A 25505-nucleotide genomic window follows, 5' to 3' on the forward strand; every position below is an offset into this window, starting at 1 on the left:
GCCCTGATTCCCTGCGGCAGCACCGTAGCCACGAGGCTCGTGCGGCACGGCTGAGGTATTTTCAGCTTTTTGCAACACGCGAGGGGCGCCGCGTGGCCTGAGCCGTCGGGTGAACCTGGGAAGGGCGCCGCCTTACAGCGCCTCGCCCTTCAGCAGCCGCGGCGTCTCGCCGGTGAGGCCGGCGGCCTGGCGGATGAAGGCCCCCTTCAGCGGCGGCAGGCGGTCGACCAGACCGAGGCCGATGTCGCGAATCCCGCGCAGCAGCGGCGAGTTGTTGGAGAACAGGAAGTTGAGCCCGTTGGTGGCGACGCCCATCGCCATGGTGTCGAACCGCCGCCAGCGCTGATAGCCCTCCAACACGTCGACCTGACCGGGATCGATTCCGAGCCGCGCCGCATCGACCACCACCTCGGCCAGAGCCGCGACGTCGCGCAGGCCCATATTGAGGCCCTGCCCTGCGATCGGATGGATCACGTGCGCGGCGTCGCCGATCAGTGCGAGTCGCGGCGCGATGAACGACTGCGCGACGAAATAGCCGAGCGGAAACGATTTCGGCTTGTCGAGCGGCTTGACGTCGCCGAGCCGCAGCCCGAACCGCTTCTCCAGCTCGCGCTGGAATTCCTTCTCGGGCAGCGCGACGATCCGCTCGGCATCGCGGCGGCTCTCGCTCCACACCAGCGACGAGCGCCGGCCGGTGAGCGGCAGGATCGCGAACGGACCGGCGGGTAGGAAGTGTTCTTCGGCGCAGCCATTGTGGTCGCGCTCGTGCTCGACCGTGACGACGATGCCCGACTGGTCGTAATCCCAGCCATAGGTGGCGATGCCGGCACGCTGGCGCAGTCGAGACTTGGCGCCGTCGGCGGCGACCAGCAGGCTGGCATCGATCACGCTGCCGTCGCCGAGCGTGACGCCGATCGCTTCGGTGCGGGCGTCGTAGGAGGTGACCGGGGTGGCGCGCAGCTCGACGCCTTCGGCCTCGGCGCGCTTGGCCAGCGCCTCGACCAGATATTTGTTCTCGACCATGTGGGCGAACGGCTCGCCGGGCTGCACTTCGCCCGCGAACGTCAGGAACACCGGCCGGGTCGCATCTTCGAGATGGCTGTCGGTGACGATCATGTCGACGATCGGCTGGGCGGTCGGCGCCACCTCGTCCCAGACCCCGAGCGCTTCGAACAGCCGCCGGCATGCCGCCACGATCGCGGTGGCGCGCGGGTCGCGGCTCGGTCGCAGCGCGAGCGCCGGATCGGCGACGATCACCGGCACCTCGGGCCCGAGCCCTTGGCGCAGCGCCAGCGCCAGCGCCAAGCCGGCGAACGCCCCGCCCCCAATCACAATGCTTCGCGGTGCCGTCATATTTCTCACTCTCGCGCCATGATCCTTGCGCCCGGATCGGAGCTGGGCGAAACAGGTTTCAAGGACCAACCCGCTGTTGCTGGGGCGGTTTCTAACAGACAACGCTGGCGGTGGGAAATCACCTGCATGGCCGCGCGGCATTCCGCCCTGGTCGCTGTTGCGACGGGCCAACTTGTTGTTTCGACGCTTTGTTGCGCGTTGTTCCGCCTCGCACGAACGCCCTGAAGGAGCTCGACCGGTGTCCAAGAGCCTGATCGATCTGATCTCGATTCTCGATCTCGAACCGCTCGAGGTGAATCTGTTCCGCGGCACCAGCCCGAAGACCAGCTGGCAGCGGGTGTTCGGCGGCCAGGTGATCGGCCAGGCGATGGTCGCCGGCTGCCGAACCGTCGAGAACCGGCTGCCGCATTCGCTGCATTGCTACTTCATCTGTCTCTTATACACCTCTCCGAGCCCACGAGACGCTCATGAATCTCGTATGCCGTCTTCTCATTCTGCCGGGCGACCCGCAGGTGCCGATCATCTACCAGGTCGAGCGGCTGCGCGACGGTCGCAGCTACACCACCCGCCGGGTCACGGCGATCCAGCACGGCAACGCGATCTTCTCGCTGATGATGTCGTTCCACGACGACGAGCCGACCAACTTCGACCACCAGGACAAGATGCCCGACGTGCCGCCGCCCGAAGCGCTGTCGGCCGAGGAGATCATCAAGCAGCCGTTCTTCAAAGAGATGCCGGACTTCATCAAGCGCTATTACGAGAGCGACCGGCCGATCGAGCTGCGCCCGGTCGAGCTGTCGCGCTATTTCGGCCAGAAGATCGACGACGGCCGCATCCACGTCTGGATCAAGACCGCCGCCAAGCTGCCGGACGATCCGGCGCTGCACATGTGCGCGCTGGCCTATGCGTCGGACTTCTCGTTGCTCGACGCGGTGATGGCACGCTACGGCCGCACTTTGTTCGACAAGCGGATGATGCCGGCCAGCCTCGACCACGCGATGTGGTTTCACCGCCCGTTCCGCGCCGACGAATGGCTGCTGTACGCCCAGGACTCGCCGTCGGCGCAGGGCGGCCGCGGCCTGACCCGCGGCCAGATCTTCAAGACCGACGGCACCCTGGTGGCCTCCGTCGCCCAAGAAGGCTCAGTGCGCGAACGCCGCGAGGCGCCCAAGGGCTGACGGCCACTCCGGCGCTGCGGCCCCACCCCTCGGCTGCCAGCAATGACGACCTCTGGCAGTCAGCCTTCTCGCTGAGCAGTCAATCAGCTTATTTTCTGCGCGCCTTGCCGCTAAACCCGGCATATACACGGGACCGGAGCACCGCTGCGGCGGTGTCAAATGGCTTTGCGCGAATGAGGGGCTAACGCATGAAACTGGTCGTCGCCATCATCAAACCTTTCAAGCTGGACGAAGTCCGCCAGGCGCTGACCGAGATCGGCGTTCACGGCATGACCGTCACCGAGGTCAAGGGCTACGGCCGCCAGCGCGGCCATACCGAGATCTATCGCGGCGCCGAGTACATTGTGAATTTCCTGCCCAAGCTGCGGATAGAGATCGCGGTCGATTCCGCGCTCGCCGACAAGGCGGTCGAAGTCATCACCCGCGGCGCCCGCACCGGTCAGATCGGTGACGGCAAGATCTTCGTCACGCCGATCGACCGCGCGCTGCGGATCCGCACCGGCGAGACCGACGTCGACGCGCTGTAAGCCGGCCTTCGACAGCCATTTCCCAACCCCGCGGAGCCGGGGGGCGCCGCGCACAGTTCCAACAGGACGGGCATCATGACCTTGTTGCTACGCCGCGCGGCGTCGGCCGCGACGGGCTACATCTTTGCAACATTCGGCCTTGCGGCAGCCGGCGTGACGCCGGCGCTGGCGCAAGGGACGGCCACGGCGGCGCCGGGTATCAGCCCGGCCGACACCGCCTGGATGATGGTCGCGACCGCCTTCGTGCTGATGATGACCATCCCCGGTCTGGCGCTGTTCTACTCCGGCATGGTGCGCAAGAAGAACGTGCTGGCCACGATGGCCCAGAGCCTCGCGGCCGTGGCGTTGATTTCGATCCTGTGGGTGGCGTTCGGCTATTCGCTCGCCTTCACCGGCAGCGGCAGCCTGATCGGCTCGTTCGACCGGATCTTCCTGGCCGGCATGACCATGGACAGCGTCAACCCGGCGGCCAAGACTATCCCGGAAGCGCTGTTCATGCTCTACCAGATGACGTTCGCGGTCATCACGGTGGCCCTGGTCGCCGGCTCGGTCGCCGACCGGATGCGGTTTTCCGCCTATCTGTTGTTCTCGATCGGCTGGTTCATCTTCGTCTATGTGCCGCTGGCGCATTGGATCTGGGGCGGCGGCTTTTTGGGCGCGATGGGCGTGCTGGATTTCGCCGGCGGCCTGGTGGTGCATCTGTCGGCCGGCACCGGAGGCCTGGTGGCGGCGATCGTGATCGGCCGCCGCCACGGCTACGGCATGGAAAACCTGTCGCCGTTCGACCTGTCGCTCGCTGTCATCGGCACCGGCCTGCTGTGGGTCGGCTGGTTCGGCTTCAATGGCGGCTCCGCCCTGGCGGCGGATTCCCGCGCGGTGTTCGCCATCACCGCCACCCACCTCGCCGCCTGCTCCGGCGCGCTGACCTGGGGTGCGATCGAATGGATGGCTCGGCGTAAGCCGTCAGTGCTCGGCATGATCTCCGGCGCCGTCGCCGGTCTCGGCACCATCACGCCGGCGTCGGGCTATGTCGAACCCTGGCATGGCGTGGTGATCGGTATCGTCGCCGGCCTGATCTGCTACTGGGCCTGCACCTGGCTGAAGCACAAGCTGCGCTACGACGACTCGCTCGACGTATTCGGCGTCCACGGCATCGGCGGTCTCACCGGGACGTTCCTGGCCGGCATCTTCGCCACCGCCTCGATCGGCGGCGTCTCGGGCGCCCTTGAAGGCTCCTGGATGCAGCCGCTGACCCAGCTTGCCGGTATCCTGGTCACCTTCGTCTGGTCAGCCGTGGCCACCTATGTGCTGCTGAAGGCTGTCAGCCTGTTCGTGGCGCTCCGCGTCTCCCGCGAGCACGAGATCGAGGGCCTGGATATTTCGCAGCATGGCGAGGCGCTGCAGTAAGCCAGCGCCCGACTTTAGACTAAGCGTTATGCCCTTCGGTTGGGCAATCATTGTGTCCGCAAGCTGGCATGCCTGATTTTTGATCAGGCATGCCCACCTGTTGAGCGCGACCGAATAGCGCAGCTGGTGCTCCAGTGCCGCACCGCGAAAAAGGCGCTGATTCCGAAACGATTCCAAAGCCCCGCCCGACTGGCACGGCATTTGATTCTAAGGGGCCGGCTGTGCCCGCGTAGTGATGCTCCGCGTGGGGATTTTCAGTCGAGATCATTTCCCGGCCAGTTCGGTCGGGACCTAGCGGGGATAGGACCCATGAAAATTGTTATGGCGATCATTAAGCCATTCAAACTCGAAGAAGTCCGTGACGCCCTGACCGCCATCGGCGTTCACGGTTTGACGGTGACGGAAGTGAAGGGATACGGCCGCCAGAAAGGCCACACGGAGATCTACCGCGGCGCTGAATACGCGGTGAGCTTCCTGCCCAAGATCAAGATCGAGGTCGCGATCGCCAACGAGCAGGTCGAGAAGACCATCGAGGCGATCACCAGCGCCGCCAAGACCGGCCAGATCGGCGACGGCAAGATCTTCGTCATCGGCCTCGACCACGCCGTGCGCATCCGCACCGGCGAGGCCGACGCGGCCGCCCTCTGATCCCCTCACCTTCATTGCTTCACTCAGGAGACGACAAATGACGTTCAAACGTCCCTACGGCGCGGGACTGGCGGTCCTTGCGGCCGGCATGTTCGCCGCAACCGCGGCCTACGCCGAGCCAACGGTCAACAAGGGCGACAACGCCTGGATGCTCACCTCGACGGTGCTGGTGCTGTTGATGACCATCCCGGGCCTGGCGCTGTTCTACGGCGGTCTGGTCCGCTCCAAGAACATGCTCTCGGTGCTGGCGCAGGTGTTCTACACCGTGTGTATCGCCTGCATCATCTGGGCACTGTACGGCTACAGCCTCGCCTTCACCGGCGGTTCGGACTTCATCGGCGGCTTCTCCAAGGCGTTCCTCGCCGGCGTGACCACCGACTCCAAGGCCGCGACCTTCTCGGTCGACGCCAACATCTCGGAGCTGGTGTACGTCTGCTTCCAGATGACCTTCTGCGCGATCACTCCCGCGCTGATCGTCGGCGCCTTCGCTGAACGCACCCGCTTCGCCGCCGTGGCGCTGTTCATCCCGCTGTGGATCACCCTGATCTACCTGCCGATGGCCCACATGGTCTGGTACTGGGCCGGTCCGGACGCGATCAACGACGCCGCCAAGGCGCTCGCTGCCGCTGCCGACGAAGCCGCCAAGACCGCCGCGCAGGCCAAGCTCGACGAAATCAACGCCGACGCCGGCTTCCTGTTCAAGAAGGGCGCGATCGACTTCGCGGGCGGCACCGTGGTGCACATCAACGCCGGTATCGCCGGTCTGGTGGGCGCCCTGCTGGTCGGCCGTCGCACCGGTTACGGCAAGGAGCTGATGGCTCCGCACTCGCTGACCATGACCATGATCGGCGCCTCGCTGCTCTGGGTCGGCTGGTTCGGCTTCAACGCCGGTTCGAACCTCGAAGCTTCGGGCGGCGCTGCGCTCGCCATGACCAACTCCTTCGTCGCAACTGCGGCGGCGGCGCTGTCGTGGATGTTTGCCGAGTGGATCTTCAAGGGTCATCCGTCGGTGCTCGGTGCGCTGTCGGGCGCCGTCGCCGGTCTGGTCGCGGTCACCCCGGCCGCCGGCTTCTCCGGCCCGATGGGCGCGATCGTGCTCGGCCTGGTGGTCGGCGTGGTCTGCCTGTTCTTCTGCACCGTGGTGAAGAACGCGCTGAAGTATGACGACTCGCTCGACGTGTTCGGCGTCCACGCGGTCGGCGGCATCGTCGGCGCGATCGGCACCGGCATCCTGGTGAACCCGGCTCTCGGCGGTACCGGCGTGTACGACTACGTGGCCGGCAAGGTCGGCGACTACGACATGACCACCCAGCTGATCTCGCAGTGCTGGGGTGTCGGCACCACCGTGCTGCTGTCCGGCATCGGCTCGGCGATTCTCTACAAGGTCGTCGACGTGATCGTCGGTCTGCGGGCCCCGGTGGAAGTCGAACGCGAAGGCCTCGACCTCGTCGAGCACACCGAGCGCGCTTACAACATGTAAGTTCTCCCGAGGGCGCGGCGTTCTCCAGACCGCCGCGCCCAGACCTACGGTTCGGGCAACTACCCGGCAATGTCCGAACCGTCGAGGGGTCCCAGCGCAAGCTGGGGCCCCTTTCTTTATGGTCGCGGCGACGCGTCGACTGCGCCAAGACGACTAGTGGCCGTCCGGAACGATCAGCTCGACGGTGGGAAAGTACGTGCGGTAGTGACGGATATCGCGCGTCAACAGCGGCAATTGCGCGTTCGCGGCATGTGCCCCGATAAAGAAATCCGGCAAAACGCCGGTCCTCACTCCGCCCGCGCGCCGATATTGGACAAACGCCTTCCCGGCAAGAAACAGAGCTTCGCGCGGGATTGGGACGGTCTGAACTCCGAGAGTCCTCAAGCCAGCTTCGACAGGCTCGAGGCTCTGAAAACTGGCAGAGACTTCCGCAAAGATCACATCGTTGATCAGCAACGGTCCACGGCTCGCGGCCTCGCGCAATTTGGTCAGGGACCATCCTGACCAAACGGGATCATCGGTGAAGAAGTCGATCAGCACATTGGAGTCGACCAGCGTCACAGCTCAATCGTCGCCGCGTAGCAGGTTCATCAACTCATCGCTCGACAGCCCGGCATCGGCGGACCCGCGCGCCTTGCTCCAATCGCTCTCTAAGCGGGACGGATGGGCCTTCTCAACGACGACACGACCATTCGCGGCCCGCTTGAAGTCGACCTCGCCGCCAGGACCAACCCCGAGCGTTTCGAGGATGTCCTGCGGGATCGTCACTTGGCCCTTGCCGGTGATCTTGCTCGCCATACCGACCTCCGCCTGCTCGCGAGGCACTCCCATAATCTAGGCACGCCGCCCCCAACCGTCGATGGTTAATCGCGTCTTAACCTCGCCGTATCTATGGTGGCTGATCTGTTTCCGCTCGATCCACCACGGCGATCGGGTGCGGTGAAAACTGGCGTATTTCGAATGGCTTTGTCCGCTTCCACCACACCGGCGCGTGCGGCCGGCAGCGTCGACGCTACCGGGCAGAGCGAGCGCTCACCGTTCGCGCGGCTGACCGAACTGCTGGCGCCGTATCAGCCGGGCCAAAGCCTGATCAATCTGTCGGTCGGGGAACCGCAGCATCCGGTCCCGGATTTCGTAGGCGCCGTGCTGGCGCGGCACACCGCCGAGTTCGGCCGCTATCCGCTTGCCAAAGGCATCGAGCCGTTCCGCAAAGCCGCATCCGCTTGGCTGACCAAGCGCTTTGCGCTCGGTCGCGCGCCTGATCCCGAAACCGAAATATTGGTGCTGAACGGCAGCCGCGAAGGGCTGTTCCTCGCTGCGATCGCTGCCGCGCGCTACGTGCCGAAGCGCGACGGCACGCCGGCGATCCTGATGCCCAACCCGTTCTATCCGGCCTATGCGGCCGGCGCGCGCGCCGCCGGCTGCGAGGCGGTGTTCCTCCCGACCACACTCGCCAATGGCTTCCTGCCGGATCTCGATCGGCTCGACGAGGCCACGCTGAAACGCACGGTGGCAATCTATCTGGCTTCGCCGGCGAACCCGCAAGGCTCGGTCGCCTCGCGCGATTACTTCGTGCGTCTGAAGCAGCTCACCGATCGCTATGGCTTCATGATCCTCAGCGACGAGTGCTACTCGGAGATCTACACCCAGGTCGCGCCCGGCAGCGCGCTGCAGGTCGCAGGTCCCGACTTCCGCAACGTCGTCGTGTTCCAATCGCTATCGAAGCGATCGAACTTGGCCGGCATGCGGGTCGGCTTCGTCGCCGGCGATAAGGACTTTCTCAAAGCCTACCACGAGCTGCGCAACGTCGCGGGTCCGCAGGTGCCGATCCCGCTGCAGCATGTCGCAGTCGCCGCATATTCGGATGAAGCGCATGTCGAGGAAAACCGGCGGCTGTATGGACTGAAATTCGATCTCGCCGACCAGATCCTCGGCGCCCGTTACGGTTATCAGCGGCCCGCCGGCGGCTTCTGCCTGTGGCTCGACGTGTCCGCCCATGGCGGCGACGAGGCCGCGGCGGTGAGCCTGTTCAAGGACGGCGGCGTCCGCGTGGTGCCGGGCAGCTATCTGGCCCGGCAGCAGAACGACGGCAGCAATCCGGGCGCCGGCTATATCCGCGTCGCGATGGTGCAGGACAGCGAAACCACCGCAGAGGCGCTGCATCGCCTGGTGCGGATTCTCGGATGATGCGCAGGGCCCCATGAGCATGCCGGCGATCGAACGAGCCTTTCCTCTGGTCGGACACCTGCCGCCCTCGGTGCGCGAGGTGCTGACGCGGCGGCTGCGCGAACTCGCCGGCTTCAGCCTGATCGCGATCGCGGCGGTGGCGGCGGCTGCACTCGCGACCTGGTCGGTGCAGGACCCCAGCCTCAGCCACGCCACCTCGCGGCGCATCCATAATCTGCTCGGCTATCCCGGCGCGATCGGTGCCGATCTGGCGATGCAGATCCTCGGCCTCGGCGCGATTGGACTTTTGATGCCGGTCGCTGTGTGGGGCTGGCGGATGCTCAATCACCGCCCCTTCGACCGCACCGCGCTGCGGATGGGCGCGTGGTTCCTGTGCACGATCTTCGCCGCCGGCTTCGCCTCATCGTTTCCGCATGACACCGCGTGGCCGCTGCCGACCGGACTCGGCGGCGTGGTCGGCGACGCGCTGGTGCGGGCGCCGTCGCTGGTGTTCGGTCCCGGCCTGATCTTCCGCGTCATCCTCAGCTTCATCCTCGGCGCCGCGGTGCTGGCGACATTCCTGATCGCAGGCGGTTTCGGATCGCGTGAACGCGAACCCGATGAGGCAACGTCCGATGAGGATCTGCCGCTCGAAGACGAAGAAGAATCCGACCGCGGCTCGGTGTCGCTCGGCTGGCTGGTGCACGCGATGCTGAGTGCAAAGGCCCGGCTGTGGCGGCTGGCGAAGCTGTCCTATCAGGGCCTCGTCAGCAGTGCACCCGCGGCCGGCAAGCAGGGTTTTGAACGGCAGGAGCCGCGGCTCGGCGGCCGCTCCGCGCCGCCGATCGCGCCGGACGTCGATCACCACGACGACTACGAACCCGAGCCGGTCGACGAGATCGAAGACGAGGACGACGAAGAGGAGGAAGCTCCTCCGGTCGCCCGCGCGCCGCGCAAGAAGGCGGCGCCGAAACCGGCCACCAAGAAGGCGCGGTTCGACCTGCCCTCGGTTAACGTTCTATCTGCCCCGAAGGCCTCGGATCGGCAGCCGCTCAGCAAGTCCGAGCTCGAAGCCAATTCGCGCGCGCTGGAAGGCGTGCTGCAGGACTTCGGCGTGCGCGGCGAGATCATCAAGGCGAGCCCGGGCCCGGTGGTCACGCTGTACGAGCTGGAGCCGGCCCCCGGCATCAAATCGTCGCGCGTGATCGGCCTCGCCGACGATATCGCCCGCTCGATGAGCGCGCTGTCGGCGCGCGTCGCGGTGGTGCCCGGCCGCAATGCGATCGGCATCGAACTGCCCAATGCGCACCGCGAGAAGGTGTATTTGCGCGAACTGCTCAGCGTGAAGGACACCAACGAGACGGTGCACAAGCTGCCTCTGTGCCTCGGCAAGAACATCGGCGGCGAGTCGATCATCGTCGACCTCGCCCGGATGCCGCATCTGCTGATCGCAGGTACCACCGGCTCGGGTAAGTCGGTCGCGATCAACACCATGATCCTCAGCCTGGTGTACCGGCTGCGGCCGGATCAGTGCCGGCTGATCATGGTCGATCCGAAGATGCTCGAACTCTCCGTCTATGACGGCATCCCGCATCTGCTGACGCCCGTCGTCACCGATCCGAAGAAGGCGGTGGTGGCGCTGAAGTGGGCGGTGCGCGAGATGGAAGAGCGCTACAAGCGCATGGCCAAGCTCGGCGTCCGCAACATCGACGGCTACAACACCCGCCTCGGCGAAGCCAAAGCCAAGGGCGAAGAGCTGACCCGCACGGTGCATACCGGCTTCGACAAGGAGACCGGCAAAGCGATCTACGAGGAAGAGAAGCTCGACCTCGAACCGCTGCCCTACATCGTCATCATCGTCGACGAAATGGCCGACCTGATGATGGTCGCCGGCAAGGACATCGAAGGCGCGGTGCAGCGCCTTGCCCAGATGGCGCGCGCTGCCGGCCTCCACGTGATCCTCGCGACGCAGCGCCCGTCGGTCGACGTCATCACCGGTACCATCAAGGCCAACTTCCCGACCCGCATTTCCTTCCAGGTGACGTCGAAGATCGACAGCCGCACCATCCTGGGCGAGATGGGCGCCGAGCAGCTGCTCGGCCAGGGCGACATGCTGTACATGGCGGGCGGCGGCCGCATCAGCCGCGTCCACGGCCCGTTCGTTTCGGACGAGGAAGTCGAGAAGGTCGTCAAACACCTCAAGGCGCAGGGCGCGCCCGAGTATCTCGAGGCGGTCACCGCCGAAGAGCCGAGCGAAGAAGACGGCGCGGTGTTCGACGCCACCGGCATGGGCGGCGACGGCGGCGGCGATCTGTTCCAGCAGGCGGTGGCGATCGTCAAACGCGACCGCAAGGCCTCGACCAGCTATATTCAGCGCCGGCTGCAAATCGGCTACAACCGCGCCGCGTCGCTGATGGAGCGAATGGAGCTCGAAGGCATCGTCGGCCAAGCCAACCATGCCGGCAAACGCGAGATCCTGGTGGCGGAAGAGGATTCGAACTTTTGAAGCGCGCGATCAGGGTCATGCAGGCGGCCGGGGCGGGGTCGCGAAATCGCCACAGCGCCCCTGTAGCGGCAGACCGGCACCGCGACGACGCCGTCGCGGCCGTGCAGGACATGAGCTTGATCAAACAATTCAACGACTTGATGCCGAATTGGGCGACCGGGATCGGGCTGCGGCAGCTCTGCGTCGCCGCCGCTGCGGCCACCCTCGTCAGCGTCGCAGTCCAGCCGGCGACCGCCGAGCCGGTGCCGGCTCCGAAGCCGTCCCCGCGCGCGACCCAGCTCAGTGCCGCCGAGCCGAAGCAGCGCTCGCCGCAAGCTCCCGCCCAGCCGCCGGTCGCAAAGCTGACCACGCCGCCCGAGCCGGTGATTCCCGATCCGCGGCGCAACGTGCCGGCATCAATCTTCACCACCTTCGATGCTGCTCAAAAGGCGGAGGCCGCCAAGGCCAGCGCGTATCTGTCGTCGCTGCAGACATTGGTCGGCCAATTCGTTCAGGTCGGGCCGGACGGCAGCAAACTCACCGGCGACTTCTATATCATGAAGCCCGGCCGGGTGCGGTTCGAGTATGACGATCCGAGTCCGATCTCGATGATCGCCGACGGCCAGTCGGTGGTGGTGCGTGATCGCAAGCTGGCGACCCAGGACGTCTATCCGCTGTCGCAGACGCCGCTGCGCTATCTGCTCAGCGACCGGCTCGATCTGCTACGCGACACCAACGTCGTCAGCATCACCTCCGACGACCTGTATTCGAACATCATCATCGAAGAGAAGAACGCCGTCATCGGCACCAGCCGCTTGTTGCTGATGTTCGGCACCAAGGACGGTCAGCTCAAGCAATGGACCGTCACCGACCCGCAGGGCTACGACACCACCGTGGCAGTGTACAATCTCGACACCACGAGGCGCCCTGATCCGTCGATGTTCAAGATCGACTACACCAATTACGGCACTCCACCGGGCTAGAGACTTTCCATCGGGCCGTTCTCGATGGTCGCTCCACGGACGGTGGATGCGCGGGTCGAGCCCGCGCATGACGCGTAGGTGAAAGCGCAGCCTAAATGCTCGGCCGGTTGTTCACACCGTCGACTTGCGTCCGACCTCATGCCGCGCAACAACGATGCGTCATACGTCTTTCGGCGCCGTCCTGCCCTCCTGCGACCGAGCTCCCATGCGTCTCACGCTTACGACTTGGAACATCAACTCGGTGCGGCTTCGCATCGAGCTGGTGGCGAAATTCCTCAAAGCCCAGCGCCCGGACATCCTGTGCCTGCAGGAGACGAAGTGTCCGGACGACGCGTTTCCGCTGAAGCGGTTCAAGCGCCTTGGCTACGAGCACATCGCGCTGAACGGACAGAAGGGCTACCACGGCGTCGCGGTCATTTCGAAGCTGCCGTTTGTCGCCACCGACATCCGCACCTTCTGCGACATCATCGACAGCCGCCACATCTCGGTTTCGGTGAAGACCGACGAGAACGCGCCGCCGCTGGTGCTGCACAATTTCTACGTTCCGGCTGGCGGTGATATTCCCGATCCGGCCGTCAATCCGAAGTTCAAGCACAAGCTGTCGTTTCTCGACGAGATGAAAGCCTGCGAGCCGCTGCATCCGTCCGGCGATCAGCGGCACATCCTGGTCGGCGACCTCAACGTAGCGCCGCACGAGCACGACGTCTGGTCGCACAAACAGCTTCTGAAAGTCGTGTCGCACACGCCGGTCGAATGCGAGAAGCTGCTCGGGGTGCTGCGCGCCGGCAACTGGGTCGACGTCGCGCGCGATCGCATCCCGCTCGATCAGAAGGTCTATACGTGGTGGAGCTATCGGGCTGCCGATTGGACGGTCGGCGACCGCGGCCGGAGGCTCGACCACATCTGGGTGTCGGAAGCGCTGAAGGACCGCGTTATCGACTTCAAGATCCTGCGCGACGCGCGTAGCTGGGAGCGGCCGAGCGACCACGTCCCAGTGACGATGACGATGGAGCTGTAGTTAGTTGGTTCGGCCCGTGGTCGTCGCGCGACCCGGTCATCCAACTCGCGGTGAAGTCGCTACGACGTCAGCTTGCTGCCGACCATGACGATGTCGTTGGCAACCTGGGTGGTGCGGGCGGCGAATTCGTCGCGAAGCCGCAGCGCTGCGCCGGGATCGCTTTCGAGCACCCGCTGAAACAGGCTGCGGGCGATCCGGATCGCCGAGGAATATTCCAGCGCCACCGCGGTGGTCGGCCGCCGCATCGGCATCACCAGCGCGAGTTCGCCGATCAGGTCGCCCGGCCGCGCCACCATCTCGTGCAGGCCGCCGTCTTCCATCGTGATCTGAAACGCGCCGCGCTGAACCACATAGCCGGCGTCGGCCGGCTCGCCGGCATTGAACATCACGTCGCCGCGCGCGAAGTCGCGCTGCTCGGAGCCGATTGCCAGCATCCGCAGCGCCTGCTCGCCGAGCAGACGCAGCGTCTGAACGCGCGCGAGCAGGGCAACATCATCTTCGATCGACATGCGGGACCGGGAAACGAGTGAATCGGCCCCTTATTGGTATCACGGCACGAGTTTGTAGCCACCGGCCTCGGTGACCAGAATCTCCGGATTCGCCGCGTCTCGCTCGATCTTTTGGCGGAGCCGGTAGATGTGGGTCTCGAGCGTGTGGGTGGTGACGCCGGAATTGTAGCCCCACACCTCCTGCAGCAACGTCTCGCGCGACACCGGCGCCTGACCGGCGCGGTACAGGAAGCGCAGGATCGCCGTTTCCTTCTCGGTCAGCCGGACCTTCTTGGCGTTGGCGCCAGTCAGCATCTTCGAGCCGGGGCGGAACGAATACGGCCCGACCGTGAACACCGCGTCCTCGCTGGCTTCGTGCTGGCGAAGCTGGGCGCGGATCCGCGCCAGCAGCACCGCGAACCGGAACGGCTTGGCAACGTAGTCATTGGCGCCGCTTTCCAGGCCCAGAATGGTGTCCGAGTCGGTGTCGTGGCCGGTCAGCATGATGATCGGCGCCTTGAAGCCGCCCTTGCGCAAGCTGCGCACCACTTCGCGGCCATCGGTGTCGGGCAGGCCGACATCCATCAGCACCAGATCGGGCGACAGCGCTTTGGCGGTCTGCACGCCCTTGGCACCGGTATCGACCGCGGATGCCTCGAACTCTTCGTGCAGCGACAGCTGCTCGACCAGCGCGTCGCGCAGATCATTGTCGTCGTCCACGATCAGGATCTTGCGGGCGTTCGGCATCGGCGCTGTCCTTCCGTCGTCTGGCGGCGCGGCTCTCGTGGGGGCGCGCACGCAAATCACGCGCGATTGTATCGCAGATCAGCAGATAGGGAGCGATTCCGCGGAATTTAACTGCGGCGACCTAAATTTGCCGCCATGATGCCTGCGGCAAACCTTCCGGACGCATGAAAAAGACAGCCAGATCAGCACCTTCGCGAAAATCGCCGCAGACCGGGCCACTGCTTCGGCTGATCGTGCGCAGGGCTGCAGGCGAGCTTAGCCGCGGCTGGCTGGTCGCTGGTGGGCTGACCATCCCGGTGGCGCTCGGTCGCGGCGGCATTCTAGCCAATAAGCGCGAAGGCGACGGCGGCACCCCGCGCGGCACGTTTCGGCCACTGCGGCTATGGTGGCGTGCCGACCGGGGCCCACGCCCCCGCACCCATCTGTCGATCCGCATCATCGGTCCTGACGATGCCTGGTGCGAAGACCCGCAAAGCCGGCACTACAACCGGCCGATCCACCGGTCACCGGCCGGCGAAGGCGACCGTCTGATGCGTGACGATCATCTCTACGACCTGATCGTCGAGATCGACCACAACACCCGGCCACGCGTCGCGGGCCGCGGCAGCGCGGTCTTTCTGCATCTGGCCCGCGATAATTTCGGCCCCACCGCCGGCTGTGTGGCAATGACCCGGCCGAACCTCACCCGCCTGCTGGCCCGGCTCGGCCCCAACACGAAGATCGTGATCGGGTAGCCGAGGTTTCCTGCCGTCATCGCCTGCACAGCAGACCGAAGCTTCGATCAGATCGAGGCGCCCGCCCTCGCCGGTTCAGCGATGTCCGAAGATCGCCGACCCTACCCGGACGTGGGTGGCGCCGAATTGGATCGCGGTGGCGAAGTCCGCGCTCATGCCCATCGACAGCTTCGCAAGTCCATTGCGCTTGGCGATCTTGGCGCACAGCGCGAAATGCGGTGCAGGAGCTTCATCGACCGGCGGAATGCACATCAACCCGCCGATCGCCAGCCCCCAACGCTCACGGCACGCGACCAGAAAGGCATCGGCATCCTGCGGAGCGATGCCGGCCTTTTGCGGTTCTTCACCGGTGTTGATCTGCACGAACAACTCGACCTTGCGTCCGGCCTGCGGCAGCACTTTGCTCAGGGCTTCGCACAGGCTGTCGCGGTCGACCGAGTGGATCGCATCGAACAGCGCGACCGCGTCCTTGGCCTTGTTGGACTGCAGCGGTCCGATCAGGTGCAGTTCGGTGCCGGGATACTCTTCGACCAGCGCCGGCCATTTGCCCTTGGCTTCCTGGACACGATTTTCACCAAACACCCGCTGACCGGCCGACAGGACCGGACGGATCGCCTCCGCCTCGAAGGTCTTCGACACCGCGATCAGCGTCACCTCGCTGCGCTCGCGCCGTGCATCCTTACAGGCATTGACGATTTCGGCCTCGACGGCGTCCAGATTGTCGGCGGCGCTCATCGGCTCGAAGCTCCAGATGACAGTGGGCGGCGGGTGAAAAGCGACCTTGGCGGCGCGCTCAACGCTGCGAGTTTGTGCACGGTTCCGGCTTCGCTCAAATTGTAATGAATCGAGGAAAGGCTTCTTGAAGCCTTCCACCTAGGATGATTGCGGGGGGTCGAGGGGCAACGATGTCACGCATCGCAATCGTCCGCAAGAAAGCCAAACTGAGGGCCTTGCTCGGCATCCGGGCCAGGCTCGTGGTGCTGGCACTCATCCTGGTGTGTCCGCTGATGCTGGACCGAGTGCGTCTGCTTGAAGAGACGCGCACCGCTCAGCTCGCCGCCATGGCCAATGAACTATCGACGCTAGCGCAGCGCACCGCGGACGCCGAGCGCGAGGTGATTTCGTCGGTCGAAGCGGTGCTGAAATCGGCCGCCTATGTGCACGCCGCTGCCGCCCAGGCGGGGCGAAGCTGCAGCATTCTGCGCGCCAGCCTGCGGGTCGATCTGCCCTCGATCCGGATGCTGCTGGTCGCCGGCCCCGACGGCGTGGTGCACTGCTCGACCTCTTCGATGTTCGTCGGCAGCAACATCAGCGACCGCCCTTATTTCCGTAAAGCGTTGGAAACACACGACTTCGTCGTCAGCGACTTCCTGGTCGGCCGGCAGACCCAGAAGGGCACGATCCTGGCCGCCTACCCGGTGTCGGCGATCGATACCGGCGAAGAGGCGGTGATCGTCGCCGGCATGAATCTGGACTGGCTGTCCGACATGATGAGCAGCCTGGCCGGCCGCGTCGGCGTCAACGCCGCCCTGATCGACGGCGAAGGCACCGTACTGGCGGCGCCGCCGGACGAGCGCAGCCTGATCGGCAAGAAGCTCGACCGTCTGTCGCTGCTGCCGGCAATGGCGGAGACGCCGCAAGGCCGCGGCAGCATCACCATGCACGACGATGCCGGGCGGCTGATGACCGTGAGCCGGATTCCTGGAACCAGCGCCCGGCTTGTCGTGACCGTCGACGAGAACAAGGTCTCCGCGGGAATCAATCGCGACATCCGCACCGCCTATCTGCAGCTGGCGCTGGTCTGCCTGTTCGTGCTGCTCGGCGCTCTGATCGCGGCCGAGCGGCTGATCGTGCAGCCGATCTCGGTGCTGACCGGGGTCGCCAAGAAATTCGCCGAAGGCAACTGGTCGGCCCGGGTCGCGCGCAAGCGCCTGCCGTCCGAATTTGTGCCGCTGGCGCGGGCATTTAACGCGATGGCGGCGCAGCTCGGCCAGCGCGAACGCGAGCTGGTCGCCAGCAACAGCCGCCTGACCGTGATGGCCTCGATGGACCTGCTATCCGGCCTCGCCAACCGTCGCGGCTTGCAGAGCCGGCTCGATTTCGAATGGATGAAGGGCCAGCAGACCGGGCACCGCCTGGCGCTGATGATGATCGACGTCGACCATTTCAAGCTGTTCAACGATTCCTACGGCCATCCCGAAGGCGACGCCTGCCTCAGCCGGATCGGCGAGACGTTGGCGGCGGTGGCCGACCAGACCAGCGGGTTCGCGGCACGTTATGGCGGCGAAGAGTTCTGCCTGCTGCTGCCGGAAACCGGCATGGGCCGCGCCCTGCAGGTCGGCGAGCTGGTCCGCACCGCCGTCGAACAGCTCGATCTGCCGCATCGAACCAGCGCGTTCGAACGCGTGACCGTCAGCATCGGCGTCGCTTGCACGCTGCCGAGCGAACACGCCACCCCGGCCGAGTTGATCGAAGCCGCCGACGCGGCGCTGTACGCGGCCAAACATCGCGGCCGCAACAACGTCGTCGAGCACGGCTTCATCCGGGCCAGCGACGGCCCCGTGGCCATGGCGAGCTGAGGCCACCCAAGGGCCGCCCGGCGAGCTGCCGGGCTTGCGCCATCCCATTGACCCGACACCATGTTTCATGGCCTAGTCCGCGCGCTTCGCGCGCGATTTGACCCGAGCCCCCGCACCGGTTGGCGACCTCGGCCGCGCCCCGTTTTTCCGCCCTGATCCGCGCTCGAACCGGCCGGCCGTCTTCTGATCTTTCGAATCCTGATCTCATGAGCAACGAACGATACAACGCCCGCGAATCCGAGCCGAAGTGGCAGGCGAAATGGGACGAGGCGAAGATCTTCGCCACCCGCAACGACGACCTGCGCAAGAAGTATTACGTGCTGGAGATGTTCCCGTATCCGTCGGGACGGATCCACATGGGTCACGTCCGCAACTACACCATGGGCGACGTGGTGGCGCGGACGATGCGGGCACGCGGCTACAATGTGCTGCACCCGATGGGGTGGGACGCATTCGGTCTGCCGGCCGAGAACGCCGCGATCGAACGCAAGGTCGCCCCGAAGGCTTGGACCTACGACAACATCGCGGCGATGAAGAAGCAGCTCCAAACCATGGGGCTGTCGCTGGACTGGGCGCGTGAATTCGCGACCTGCGATCCGTCCTACTACAAGCACCAGCAGAAGATGTTCCTCGACTTCCTGAAGGTCGGGCTGGTCGAGCGCGAGAAGCGCAAGCTGAATTGGGACCCGGTCGACATGACCGTGCTGGCCAACGAGCAGGTGATCGACGGCCGCGGCTGGCGCTCGGGCGCGGTGGTCGAGCTGCGCGAGATGAACCAGTGGGTGTTCAAGATCACCAAATACGCCCAGGAGCTGCTCGACGCGCTGGATACGCTGGATCGCTGGCCCGACAAGGTGCGGCTGATGCAGCGCAACTGGATCGGGCGCTCCGAAGGCCTGATGGTGCGGTTCGCGCTCGATAGTGCGACGACGCCGGCCGGCGAGACCGAACTGAAGATCTTCACCACCCGCCCCGATACGCTATTCGGCGCCAAGTTCATGGCGATCGCGGCCGACCATCCGCTGGCGCAAGCGGCGGCGGCGAAGGACCCGAAGGTCGCGGCGTTCATCGAGGACTGCAAGAAGCGCGGCACCGCGCAGGCCGAGATCGACACCGCCGAGAAGCAGGGCATCGACACCGGCATCCGCGCCGTGCATCCGTTCGATCCGAGCTGGAAGCTGCCGGTCTATGTCGCCAACTTCGTGCTGATGGAATACGGCACCGGCGCGATCTTCGGCTGCCCGGCGCATGACCAGCGCGACCTCGACTTCGTCAACAAGTACCAGCTCGGCAATACGCCGGTGGTCTGCCCCGAAGGCCAGGACCCGGCGAGCTTCGTCATCACCGACACCGCCTATGACGGCGACGGCCGGATGATCAACTCCCGCTTCCTCGACGGCAAGACGATCGCCGAGGCGAAGGAAGAAGTTGCCAAGCGGCTCGAGACCACGCAGCTCGGCGGCGCGCCGGTCGGCGAACGCAAGGTCAACTTCCGCCTGCGCGACTGGGGTATCTCACGTCAACGCTATTGGGGTTGTCCGATCCCGATCATCCACTGCCCGACCTGCGACGTGGTGCCGGTGCCGGACGCGGAGCTGCCGGTGGTGCTGCCGGAAGACGTGTCGTTCGACAAGCCGGGCAATGCACTCGACCATCATCCGACCTGGAAGCACGTCACCTGTCCGAAGTGCGGCGGCAAGGCCGTGCGCGAGACCGACACCATGGACACCTTCGTGGATTCGTCCTGGTACTTCGCGCGCTTCACCGATCCGTGGAACACCGAGGCGCCGACCACGCCGGACGTCGTCAACCGGATGATGCCGGTCGATCAGTACATCGGCGGCGTCGAGCACGCGATCCTGCATCTGCTGTACAGCCGGTTCTTTACCCGCGCGATGAAGGCGGCGGGTCATATCGACATCAAGCATGACGAGCCGTTCGCCGGCCTGTTCACGCAGGGCATGGTGGTGCACGAGACCTATCGCGATAAAGCTGGCAAGTGGGTAAACCCAGCGAACGTTGAGATTACCCTGGTTGGCAATGAACGCGTCGCCAATAGCACTTTCCAAGTCCTCGACGTCTCAAACGTGCCAGCTGACCACATCATCACGGCCCCAGATGGAACGTTGAGGTACAAGGTCGACATCGGCTCGATTGAGAAGATGTCAAAATCGAAGCAGAACACCGTCGACCCCGACGATATCATCGGGACCTACGGGGCCGACACCGCGCGCTGGTTCATGCTGTCGGATTCGCCGCCGGACCGCGACGTGATCTGGAGCGAGGAAGGCGTCAGGGGCGCGTCGCGTTTCGTGCAGCGGCTGTGGCGGATAGTGAACGATGCGGCCCCGATCGCCGCGTCGGCTCCGGCCGAACGGCCGGCGAGCTTCAGCGCCGACGCGCTCACCTTGCGCAAGGCCGCACATGGTGCGCTCGACAAGGTGCTGTCCGGCATCGAGCGGCTCGCCTTCAACGTCAGCCTGGCGCACATCCGGGAGTTTTCGAATACCCTCGGTGATGCGCTGGCCCGTTCGCAGACGCCCTCGCCCGATCTCGCCTGGGCGATCCGCGAATCGACCGTGATCCTGGTGCAGCTCTTCCACCCGATGATGCCGCACCTCGCCGAGGAATGCTGGACCGTGCTCGGCCAGACCGGCCTGGTCTCCGAGGCGCTGTGGCCGCAGATCGAACCGGATCTGTTGGTCGAGGACAGCATCACCCTGCCGGTTCAGGTCAACGGCAAGAAGCGCGGCGAGGTGACGGTACCGCGCGACGCTCCGACCAGCGAAATTGAGGCTGCCGTTTTGGCGCTCGATGCGGTAAAACAGGCCCTGGGTGACAAGCCCGTTCGCAAGGTGATCGTCGTCCCGCAGAGGATCGTGAATGTCGTCGGCTAAGCCCGCGGAGCTCAAGAAGTTCGTCGTCCGGTTGGCGCTGGCGGTTGCGCTGGCCGCCCCGGTCGCCGGCTGCTTCCAACCGATGTACGCCGATCGCGGCGACGGTTCGCCGACGCTGCGCGATAAGCTGAACGCCATCGAAGTCCCGCCGCTCGATATTCCGAACGGGTCGCGTAACTCCCGCCTTGGCGTCGAGCTGCGTAATAAGCTGATGTTCAAGCTGTACGGCAGCGCCACCGGCGCGCCGCCGCTGTACACCCTGAAGATCTCGATCTCGACTTCGCGGTCGTCGCTGATCGTCGATCCCAGCACGCAGCTGCCGACGATCGAAAACTACGCGATCGATGCCAGCTATCAGCTCAAGGACATCGCCACCGGCAAAACGGTGATGAGCGGCAACACCTTCTCGCGCGTCGAATACGACGTGCCCGGCCAGTCGCAGCGCTTTGCCCGCACTCGCGCCGGCCGCGACGCGGAAGATCGCGCCGTGCAGGAGATCGCCGAGAACATCAACACTCGGCTCGCCTCGTTCTTCTACGCCGGGATGTGATCGGCGATTCCGCCGAGCACGCGGTGTTGGTTCACATTCGGCTCTGGCGCTGAGTGATGGTTGCGCTTCGCGGCAAAGATGCCACCTCGTTTCTGGCCCGGCCCGATCCCGGCCGGCCGATCGTGCTGCTGTATGGGCCTGATGCGGGGCTCGTGCGCGAACGCGCAGATGCGCTGATCGCGGCCTCGCTCGACGACCCCAAAGATCCATTTGCATTGGTCCGGCTCGACGGCGACGAGCTCGCCGCGGAGCCGTCGCGGCTGGTCGACGAAGCCCTCGCCATTCCAATGTTCGGCGGACGCCGCGCGATCCGCGTTCGCGCCGGTTCGCGCAGTTTCGTCGCCGGCGTCGAAGCGCTGATCTCCTCGCCGCCGAAAGAATGCCGGGTTGTCATCGAAGCCGGCGACATCAAGCCGGACAATGCACTGCGCAAGGCCTGCGAAAAGGCGACCACCGGCGCCGTCGCGATCGGCTGTTATCCGGATGCGGAAGCCGACATCGCCCGGCTGATCGACGACGAACTGCGCGGCTCGAATCTGCAGATCGCCAAGGATGCGAAGGCGGTGCTGACGACGCTGCTCGGTGGCGATCGCCAGGCCTCACGTAATGAGCTGCGGAAGCTGGCGCTGTACGCGCACGGCAAGGGCGAAGTCACGCTCGACGACGTGATCACCTGCGTATCGGATGCGTCCGATCTCAAGCTCGACGCGATCGTCGATGCTGCATTCTCGGGCAAGCCCATCGTGGTCGAGACTGAATTCGCCAAGGCGATGGTGGCCGGCACTTATCCGGGTCAGATCATCCTCGCGGCGCAGCGCCACGCGGCGTTTCTGCACAAGACCAGCCTCGTGGTCGAAGGCGGCACGCCAGCCGCCGTGGTTCTCGATTCCGGATTTCCGCGGCTGCATTTCTCGCGCAAGGCCGCAGCCGAGACGGCGCTCCGCAATCTCTCAACGACGCGCCTCGGGCAGATCATCGAACAGCTCGCCAGCGCCGCGCTCGAAACTCGTCGCCAAGCCACCCTCGGCGCCGCAATCGCACAGCGCACGCTGCTGTCGATCGCGGTCAGTGCGAGGCGGCGGAGTTAGTCTCGTTGTTGCGATCCGCGCGGACTTAGCGTAGCGCAGGTCACGCGCACCTCGCGGCACAACCACCCTTTCGTTCGTCATTCCGGGGCGCGCGGAGCGCGAGCCCGGATTCCATAACCCCTGCGCCCTCGGCGACGAGAGATAGTCGCCTCAAGCGACCAAGAACAACGCGAACTAGAGCAGTTCCGCGTTAGATAGAGTCGGGACATCGCGTCGGAGTACTTACGACAAGCACAACCTCATGGTGAGGAGGCGCGAAGCGCCGTCTCGAACCATGTGCCGCGAGCCAAGGGCCCCTCATCCTTCGAGACGCCCGGCTTTGCCGGGCTCCTCAGGATGAGGACTCCAGAACTCATGGCGAGGGCCAAATCCGCTTCAATCAACGAACAACGCGAACTAACCGCCGGCCTCGAGCCGGCGGATGATGTCGTCGAGCTGATCAAGATCGGTGTAGCGGATCTGGACTGCGCCGGTGCCTTCGTGATCGTCGATCGTCACCTTCATGCCGAGTGCGTCGCTCAGGCGTTTTTCCAGCGCCACGGTGTCGGCGTCCTTCACCGCCTTGGCACCCGAGGCGGCGCGGGGCTTCTGCGGCTTGCGCTCCGGCACGCCTTCTTCATGCGCCAACGCTTCGGTCTGACGGACGTTGAGACCTTCGGCGACGATCCGCTTGGCGATCGCCGACGGGTCGGGCAGACCAATCAGCGCACGCGCATGGCCGGCGGTGAGTTCGCCCGAGGCGATCAGCGACTTGACGTCGTCGGGCAGCTTGATCAGCCGCATCATGTTGGCGACATGGCTGCGGCTCTTGCCGACGATCTTGGCGATCTCTTCCTGGCTGCGATTGAACTCGGCCGCCAGCGCCTGATAGCCGAGCGCCTCTTCGAGCGGATTGAGATCTTCGCGCTGAACATTTTCGACGATGGCGATTTCGAGCGCCAGCGCATCCGACACGTCGACCGGAACGATCGGCACTTCGTGCAGACCGGCGCGCTGCGCCGCGCGCCAGCGCCGTTCGCCGGCGATGATCTCGTAGCGATCGGCGGTGCCCTTCACCGGGCGGACCACGATCGGCTGGATCACGCCGTGCTGCTTGATCGAGTCCGACAGTTCACCAAGCTCGGCGTCGGTGAAGGTGCGGCGCGGGTTGCGCGGATTGGCCTTGATGAATTCAATCGGCACCTTGCGCTGCGCCCGCGGCCGTTCGGTCTGCGTAGCCTCGCCGCCGACATCGCCGATCAGACTCGCCAAGCCGCGCCCCAGTCGCGAACGGTGCTCATCGGCCATCGCCAGCTCCCTTGGATTCACGTCGCTACTCCGCACTGATGAAATGAAAGTTGTTAGTTCGCATCGTCACTGAGAAGCGGCATCGCAAACAAGCCGGCGCCCTGCCCGGCTCTGGATCGCGTTGCTTCGCCCGCAATGACGAGGCCTGGTAGGCGCCGCCGGCCACGCACCTCAATGCGTGGTGCGGAGTTCGCGCTCGCGCTGAATCACTTCGGTGGCGAGCTTCAGATAGGCTTCGCTGCCGACGCATTTCAGATCGTAAACCAGCACCGGCTTGCCGTAGCTCGGCGCTTCAGAGATCCGCACGTTACGCGGGATCATGGTGTCGTAGACCTTCTTGCCCATGAACTGGCGCACGTCGGCGACGACCTGGCTCGACAGATTGTTGCGGCTGTCGAACATCGTCAGCACAATGCCGTGGATCGTCAGGTTCGGATTGAGGTTGGCGCGGACCTGCTCGACCGTCTGCAGCAATTGCGACAGACCTTCGAGGGCGAAGAACTCGCACTGCAGCGGCACCAGGATCGCATCCGCGGCCGCCATCGCATTCACAGTCAGCAGGTTCAGCGACGGCGGGCAGTCGATCAGCACGTAGGTGTAGTCGAGCGGCGGATCGATGTCCTTGTTGAGCACGCCGATGGCGTCGCGCAGTCGGAACGCGCGGTCGCCGCGATGACCGAGCTCGAGCTCGAGGCCCGAGAGATCCATCGTCGAAGCTGCAATGTGGAGCCGCGGCACCGCGGTGGCGACCACCGCGTCGCGCAGCGGCGCTTCGCCGGCCAACACGTCGTAAGTCGAAGTATTGCGATCGCGGCGATCAATGCCGAGCCCGGTCGAGGCGTTGCCCTGTGGATCGAGATCAACGATCAGCACCCGTTCGCCGATCGCGGCCAGCGCCGTGCCGAGATTGATCGCGGTGGTGGTCTTGCCGACCCCGCCCTTCTGGTTGGCGAGCGCGATGATGCGCGGACGCCCGGGCTCTGAATTCGACCTATCCCCTTGATAAATCTCGTCAATTACGGTCATGGCAGGTTCTTCGGCTGGTTGGTGGCGGTTATGTGCGTCGTTCGATGTGGTCGATTTCGACGATCCAGCCTTGGCCACCGGTCACGCTGGCATGCAGCTTAGGCTGGAATTTCCAATATTTAGTAGCTTCCGTCAATTCTGCATCTACATCTTGACCCTTCAGGAACAACGCCTTCGTGGTTCCGGAGGTCATCAGAGGTTCGGCAAAACCGATGAGCTGGTGTAGCGGAGCAACCGCACGGGCGGTGATGCAATCGAGCGCCTGTGGGAATCTATCCACGTTATCCCCGATGTCCGCGAGCATCACTGTGCCCGGCGCGGCCGCCACGCGGAGCGCCTCGCGCAGGAATGCCGCCTTCTTGGCGATCCTCTCCACCAATGTGACGTGCCCACCGACGTCCGCCATCGCGCAAGCGAGCACCACGCCGGGGAATCCGCCTCCAGATCCAAAGTCGAGCCATCGCCGGGCATGGGGCATGAGGCTGACAAGCTGCAGCGAATCCGCGACGTGACGGGTCCAAAGCTGCGGCAGGGTCGATGGAGCGACCAGATTAGTCTTAGCCTGCCATTGCTGCAGCAAGGCGACATAGGCATCGAGCCGCGCTTCGAGCGCCGATGAGATCGGGACGAGCTTCAGCGCCGCCGCCTTGTCGGCGTCGAGATCAGAGAGAGAAACAAGAGGTTTGGCAGCGCGCTGCATGGAACTTCACTGCGGGGAGACAGGCGGCTACAGGCCTGTTCTGATTATATTCTTGCAAACCGATTCCGGCCATCGAATACGGCACCGATTTGGAATCGAGGGCTCAAGTTTCACGTGAAACACGACGGAACTTAGAGATGGTGTGTTTCACGTGAAACACTGGG

The 25505-nt window shown here is 65.1% G+C and carries 22 protein-coding genes and 1 pseudogene; 14 read left to right on the plus strand and 9 right to left on the minus strand.

Going from position 1 to position 25505, the window contains the following annotated elements; all coding sequences use genetic code 11:
- Positions 1-132 precede the first annotated feature (132 nt).
- Positions 133-1494 (minus strand): ubiquinone biosynthesis hydroxylase, encoded by a 1362-nt coding sequence (locus DY467_RS12450; RefSeq protein ID WP_263991784.1) that lies wholly within the window; start codon positions 1492-1494, stop codon positions 133-135.
- Positions 1495-1591: 97 nt separating this feature from the next.
- Between DY467_RS12450 and DY467_RS12455 the strand changes: the two are divergent.
- The 5 genes and pseudogenes from DY467_RS12455 (at position 1592) to DY467_RS12475 (ending at position 6593) form a co-directional block, all read left to right on the plus strand.
- A pseudogene (locus DY467_RS12455) lies at positions 1592-2531 on the plus strand (acyl-CoA thioesterase).
- Between the two features lie 188 nt (positions 2532-2719).
- Positions 2720-3058: a P-II family nitrogen regulator gene (locus DY467_RS12460; RefSeq protein WP_011155840.1), complete on the plus strand. Its 339-nt coding sequence runs from the start codon at positions 2720-2722 to the stop codon at positions 3056-3058.
- A 75-nt stretch (positions 3059-3133) separates the two neighbouring features.
- Entirely contained in the window at positions 3134-4465 is a 1332-nt protein-coding gene (locus tag DY467_RS12465; protein WP_164636393.1) for an ammonium transporter, read from the plus strand.
- Between the two features lie 309 nt (positions 4466-4774).
- Positions 4775-5113 (plus strand): P-II family nitrogen regulator, encoded by a 339-nt coding sequence (locus DY467_RS12470; RefSeq protein WP_011155842.1) that lies wholly within the window; start codon positions 4775-4777, stop codon positions 5111-5113.
- A 37-nt stretch (positions 5114-5150) separates the two neighbouring features.
- A complete protein-coding gene (locus DY467_RS12475; RefSeq protein WP_164636395.1) occupies positions 5151-6593 on the plus strand; it encodes an ammonium transporter in 1443 nt (480 codons plus the stop codon).
- A 153-nt stretch (positions 6594-6746) separates the two neighbouring features.
- On the opposite strand, the gene DY467_RS12480 is transcribed toward DY467_RS12475, so the two are convergent.
- The gene (locus tag DY467_RS12480; RefSeq protein ID WP_164636397.1) at positions 6747-7154 is read right to left on the minus strand and encodes a type II toxin-antitoxin system VapC family toxin; all 408 of its coding nucleotides are present in this window, start codon (positions 7152-7154) and stop codon (positions 6747-6749) included.
- Positions 7155-7157: 3 nt separating this feature from the next.
- Positions 7158-7391: an AbrB/MazE/SpoVT family DNA-binding domain-containing protein gene (locus DY467_RS12485; protein WP_164571012.1), complete on the minus strand. Its 234-nt coding sequence runs from the start codon at positions 7389-7391 to the stop codon at positions 7158-7160.
- A gap of 162 nt (positions 7392-7553) precedes the next feature.
- On the opposite strand from DY467_RS12485, the gene DY467_RS12490 reads away from it, so the two are divergent.
- The 4 genes from DY467_RS12490 (at position 7554) to DY467_RS12505 (ending at position 13245) form a co-directional block, all read left to right on the plus strand.
- Positions 7554-8780 (plus strand): aminotransferase class I/II-fold pyridoxal phosphate-dependent enzyme, encoded by a 1227-nt coding sequence (locus tag DY467_RS12490; RefSeq protein ID WP_164636399.1) that lies wholly within the window; start codon positions 7554-7556, stop codon positions 8778-8780.
- A gap of 13 nt (positions 8781-8793) precedes the next feature.
- Positions 8794-11265, plus strand: a complete 2472-nt coding sequence (locus DY467_RS12495; protein ID WP_164636401.1) for a DNA translocase FtsK — start codon at positions 8794-8796, stop codon at positions 11263-11265.
- Between the two features lie 17 nt (positions 11266-11282).
- Positions 11283-12227, plus strand: coding sequence for an outer membrane lipoprotein carrier protein LolA (locus tag DY467_RS12500; protein WP_164636403.1), 945 nt, complete (start codon positions 11283-11285; stop codon positions 12225-12227).
- A 205-nt stretch (positions 12228-12432) separates the two neighbouring features.
- Positions 12433-13245, plus strand: a complete 813-nt coding sequence (locus DY467_RS12505; protein ID WP_164636405.1) for an exodeoxyribonuclease III — start codon at positions 12433-12435, stop codon at positions 13243-13245.
- 59 nt (positions 13246-13304) lie between these two features.
- Here DY467_RS12505 and DY467_RS12510 read toward each other — a convergent pair whose 3' ends face one another.
- Positions 13305-13754, minus strand: a complete 450-nt coding sequence (locus tag DY467_RS12510) for a cyclic nucleotide-binding domain-containing protein (protein WP_164636407.1) — start codon at positions 13752-13754, stop codon at positions 13305-13307.
- Between the two features lie 39 nt (positions 13755-13793).
- Positions 13794-14480: a response regulator transcription factor gene (locus DY467_RS12515; protein WP_011155851.1), complete on the minus strand. Its 687-nt coding sequence runs from the start codon at positions 14478-14480 to the stop codon at positions 13794-13796.
- Between the two features lie 164 nt (positions 14481-14644).
- Here DY467_RS12515 and DY467_RS12520 point away from each other — a divergent pair, with 164 nt between their 5' ends.
- Entirely contained in the window at positions 14645-15214 is a 570-nt protein-coding gene (locus tag DY467_RS12520; protein WP_164636409.1) for a L,D-transpeptidase family protein, read from the plus strand.
- 75 nt (positions 15215-15289) lie between these two features.
- Here the strand turns inward: DY467_RS12520 and DY467_RS12525 are convergent, their stop codons facing one another.
- The gene (locus DY467_RS12525) at positions 15290-15949 is read right to left on the minus strand and encodes a YggS family pyridoxal phosphate-dependent enzyme (RefSeq protein ID WP_164636411.1); all 660 of its coding nucleotides are present in this window, start codon (positions 15947-15949) and stop codon (positions 15290-15292) included.
- A 170-nt stretch (positions 15950-16119) separates the two neighbouring features.
- Here DY467_RS12525 and DY467_RS12530 point away from each other — a divergent pair, with 170 nt between their 5' ends.
- From DY467_RS12530 to holA, 4 genes are all read left to right on the plus strand, one after another.
- Positions 16120-17793, plus strand: coding sequence for a diguanylate cyclase domain-containing protein (locus tag DY467_RS12530; protein ID WP_107342532.1), 1674 nt, complete (start codon positions 16120-16122; stop codon positions 17791-17793).
- A 206-nt stretch (positions 17794-17999) separates the two neighbouring features.
- Positions 18000-20690, plus strand: coding sequence for a leucine--tRNA ligase (gene leuS / locus DY467_RS12535; protein WP_164636413.1), 2691 nt, complete (start codon positions 18000-18002; stop codon positions 20688-20690).
- Complete coding sequence (gene lptE, locus DY467_RS12540; RefSeq protein ID WP_107342534.1) at positions 20677-21240, plus strand: LPS assembly lipoprotein LptE; 564 nt, start codon at positions 20677-20679, stop codon at positions 21238-21240. Before leuS ends, lptE begins: the two co-directional genes overlap by 14 nt.
- 56 nt (positions 21241-21296) lie before the next feature.
- Positions 21297-22328, plus strand: coding sequence for a DNA polymerase III subunit delta (holA, locus tag DY467_RS12545; protein WP_107342535.1), 1032 nt, complete (start codon positions 21297-21299; stop codon positions 22326-22328).
- A 396-nt stretch (positions 22329-22724) separates the two neighbouring features.
- Here the strand turns inward: holA and DY467_RS12550 are convergent, their stop codons facing one another.
- The 3 genes from DY467_RS12550 to rsmG form a co-directional block, all read right to left on the minus strand.
- On the minus strand, positions 22725-23615 hold the full coding sequence (locus tag DY467_RS12550) for a ParB/RepB/Spo0J family partition protein (RefSeq protein WP_164636415.1): 891 nt from the start codon (positions 23613-23615) through the stop codon (positions 22725-22727).
- 171 nt (positions 23616-23786) lie between these two features.
- Positions 23787-24641: a ParA family protein gene (locus tag DY467_RS12555; RefSeq protein WP_164636417.1), complete on the minus strand. Its 855-nt coding sequence runs from the start codon at positions 24639-24641 to the stop codon at positions 23787-23789.
- 28 nt (positions 24642-24669) lie between these two features.
- Positions 24670-25341: a 16S rRNA (guanine(527)-N(7))-methyltransferase RsmG gene (rsmG, locus tag DY467_RS12560; protein WP_164636419.1), complete on the minus strand. Its 672-nt coding sequence runs from the start codon at positions 25339-25341 to the stop codon at positions 24670-24672.
- Positions 25342-25505: the final 164 nt, after the last annotated feature.

It is taken from the genome of Rhodopseudomonas sp. BR0G17 (assembly GCF_010907025.1).
Taxonomy (GTDB): domain Bacteria; phylum Pseudomonadota; class Alphaproteobacteria; order Rhizobiales; family Xanthobacteraceae; genus Rhodopseudomonas; species Rhodopseudomonas palustris_H.

Excerpts from the sequence above, each read along its gene's own strand:
- DY467_RS12450 (WP_263991784.1), bottom strand. The coding sequence starts at position 1,494 with ATGCCGCGCGGCCATGCAGGTGATTTCCCACCGCCAGCGTTGTCTGTT.
- DY467_RS12460 (WP_011155840.1), top strand. The coding sequence starts at position 2,720 with ATGAAACTGGTCGTCGCCATCATCAAACCTTTCAAGCTGGACGAAGTC.
- DY467_RS12465 (WP_164636393.1), top strand. The coding sequence starts at position 3,134 with ATGACCTTGTTGCTACGCCGCGCGGCGTCGGCCGCGACGGGCTACATC.
- DY467_RS12470 (WP_011155842.1), top strand. The coding sequence starts at position 4,775 with ATGAAAATTGTTATGGCGATCATTAAGCCATTCAAACTCGAAGAAGTC.
- DY467_RS12475 (WP_164636395.1), top strand. The coding sequence starts at position 5,151 with ATGACGTTCAAACGTCCCTACGGCGCGGGACTGGCGGTCCTTGCGGCC.
- DY467_RS12485 (WP_164571012.1), bottom strand. The coding sequence starts at position 7,391 with ATGGCGAGCAAGATCACCGGCAAGGGCCAAGTGACGATCCCGCAGGAC.
- DY467_RS12490 (WP_164636399.1), top strand. The coding sequence starts at position 7,554 with ATGGCTTTGTCCGCTTCCACCACACCGGCGCGTGCGGCCGGCAGCGTC.
- DY467_RS12495 (WP_164636401.1), top strand. The coding sequence starts at position 8,794 with ATGAGCATGCCGGCGATCGAACGAGCCTTTCCTCTGGTCGGACACCTG.
- DY467_RS12500 (WP_164636403.1), top strand. The coding sequence starts at position 11,283 with ATGCAGGCGGCCGGGGCGGGGTCGCGAAATCGCCACAGCGCCCCTGTA.
- DY467_RS12505 (WP_164636405.1), top strand. The coding sequence starts at position 12,433 with ATGCGTCTCACGCTTACGACTTGGAACATCAACTCGGTGCGGCTTCGC.
- DY467_RS12510 (WP_164636407.1), bottom strand. The coding sequence starts at position 13,754 with ATGTCGATCGAAGATGATGTTGCCCTGCTCGCGCGCGTTCAGACGCTG.
- DY467_RS12515 (WP_011155851.1), bottom strand. The coding sequence starts at position 14,480 with ATGCCGAACGCCCGCAAGATCCTGATCGTGGACGACGACAATGATCTG.
- DY467_RS12520 (WP_164636409.1), top strand. The coding sequence starts at position 14,645 with ATGAAAAAGACAGCCAGATCAGCACCTTCGCGAAAATCGCCGCAGACC.
- DY467_RS12525 (WP_164636411.1), bottom strand. The coding sequence starts at position 15,949 with ATGAGCGCCGCCGACAATCTGGACGCCGTCGAGGCCGAAATCGTCAAT.
- DY467_RS12530 (WP_107342532.1), top strand. The coding sequence starts at position 16,120 with ATGTCACGCATCGCAATCGTCCGCAAGAAAGCCAAACTGAGGGCCTTG.
- leuS (WP_164636413.1), top strand. The coding sequence starts at position 18,000 with ATGAGCAACGAACGATACAACGCCCGCGAATCCGAGCCGAAGTGGCAG.
- lptE (WP_107342534.1), top strand. The coding sequence starts at position 20,677 with ATGTCGTCGGCTAAGCCCGCGGAGCTCAAGAAGTTCGTCGTCCGGTTG.
- holA (WP_107342535.1), top strand. The coding sequence starts at position 21,297 with ATGGTTGCGCTTCGCGGCAAAGATGCCACCTCGTTTCTGGCCCGGCCC.
- DY467_RS12550 (WP_164636415.1), bottom strand. The coding sequence starts at position 23,615 with ATGGCCGATGAGCACCGTTCGCGACTGGGGCGCGGCTTGGCGAGTCTG.
- DY467_RS12555 (WP_164636417.1), bottom strand. The coding sequence starts at position 24,641 with ATGACCGTAATTGACGAGATTTATCAAGGGGATAGGTCGAATTCAGAG.
- rsmG (WP_164636419.1), bottom strand. The coding sequence starts at position 25,341 with ATGCAGCGCGCTGCCAAACCTCTTGTTTCTCTCTCTGATCTCGACGCC.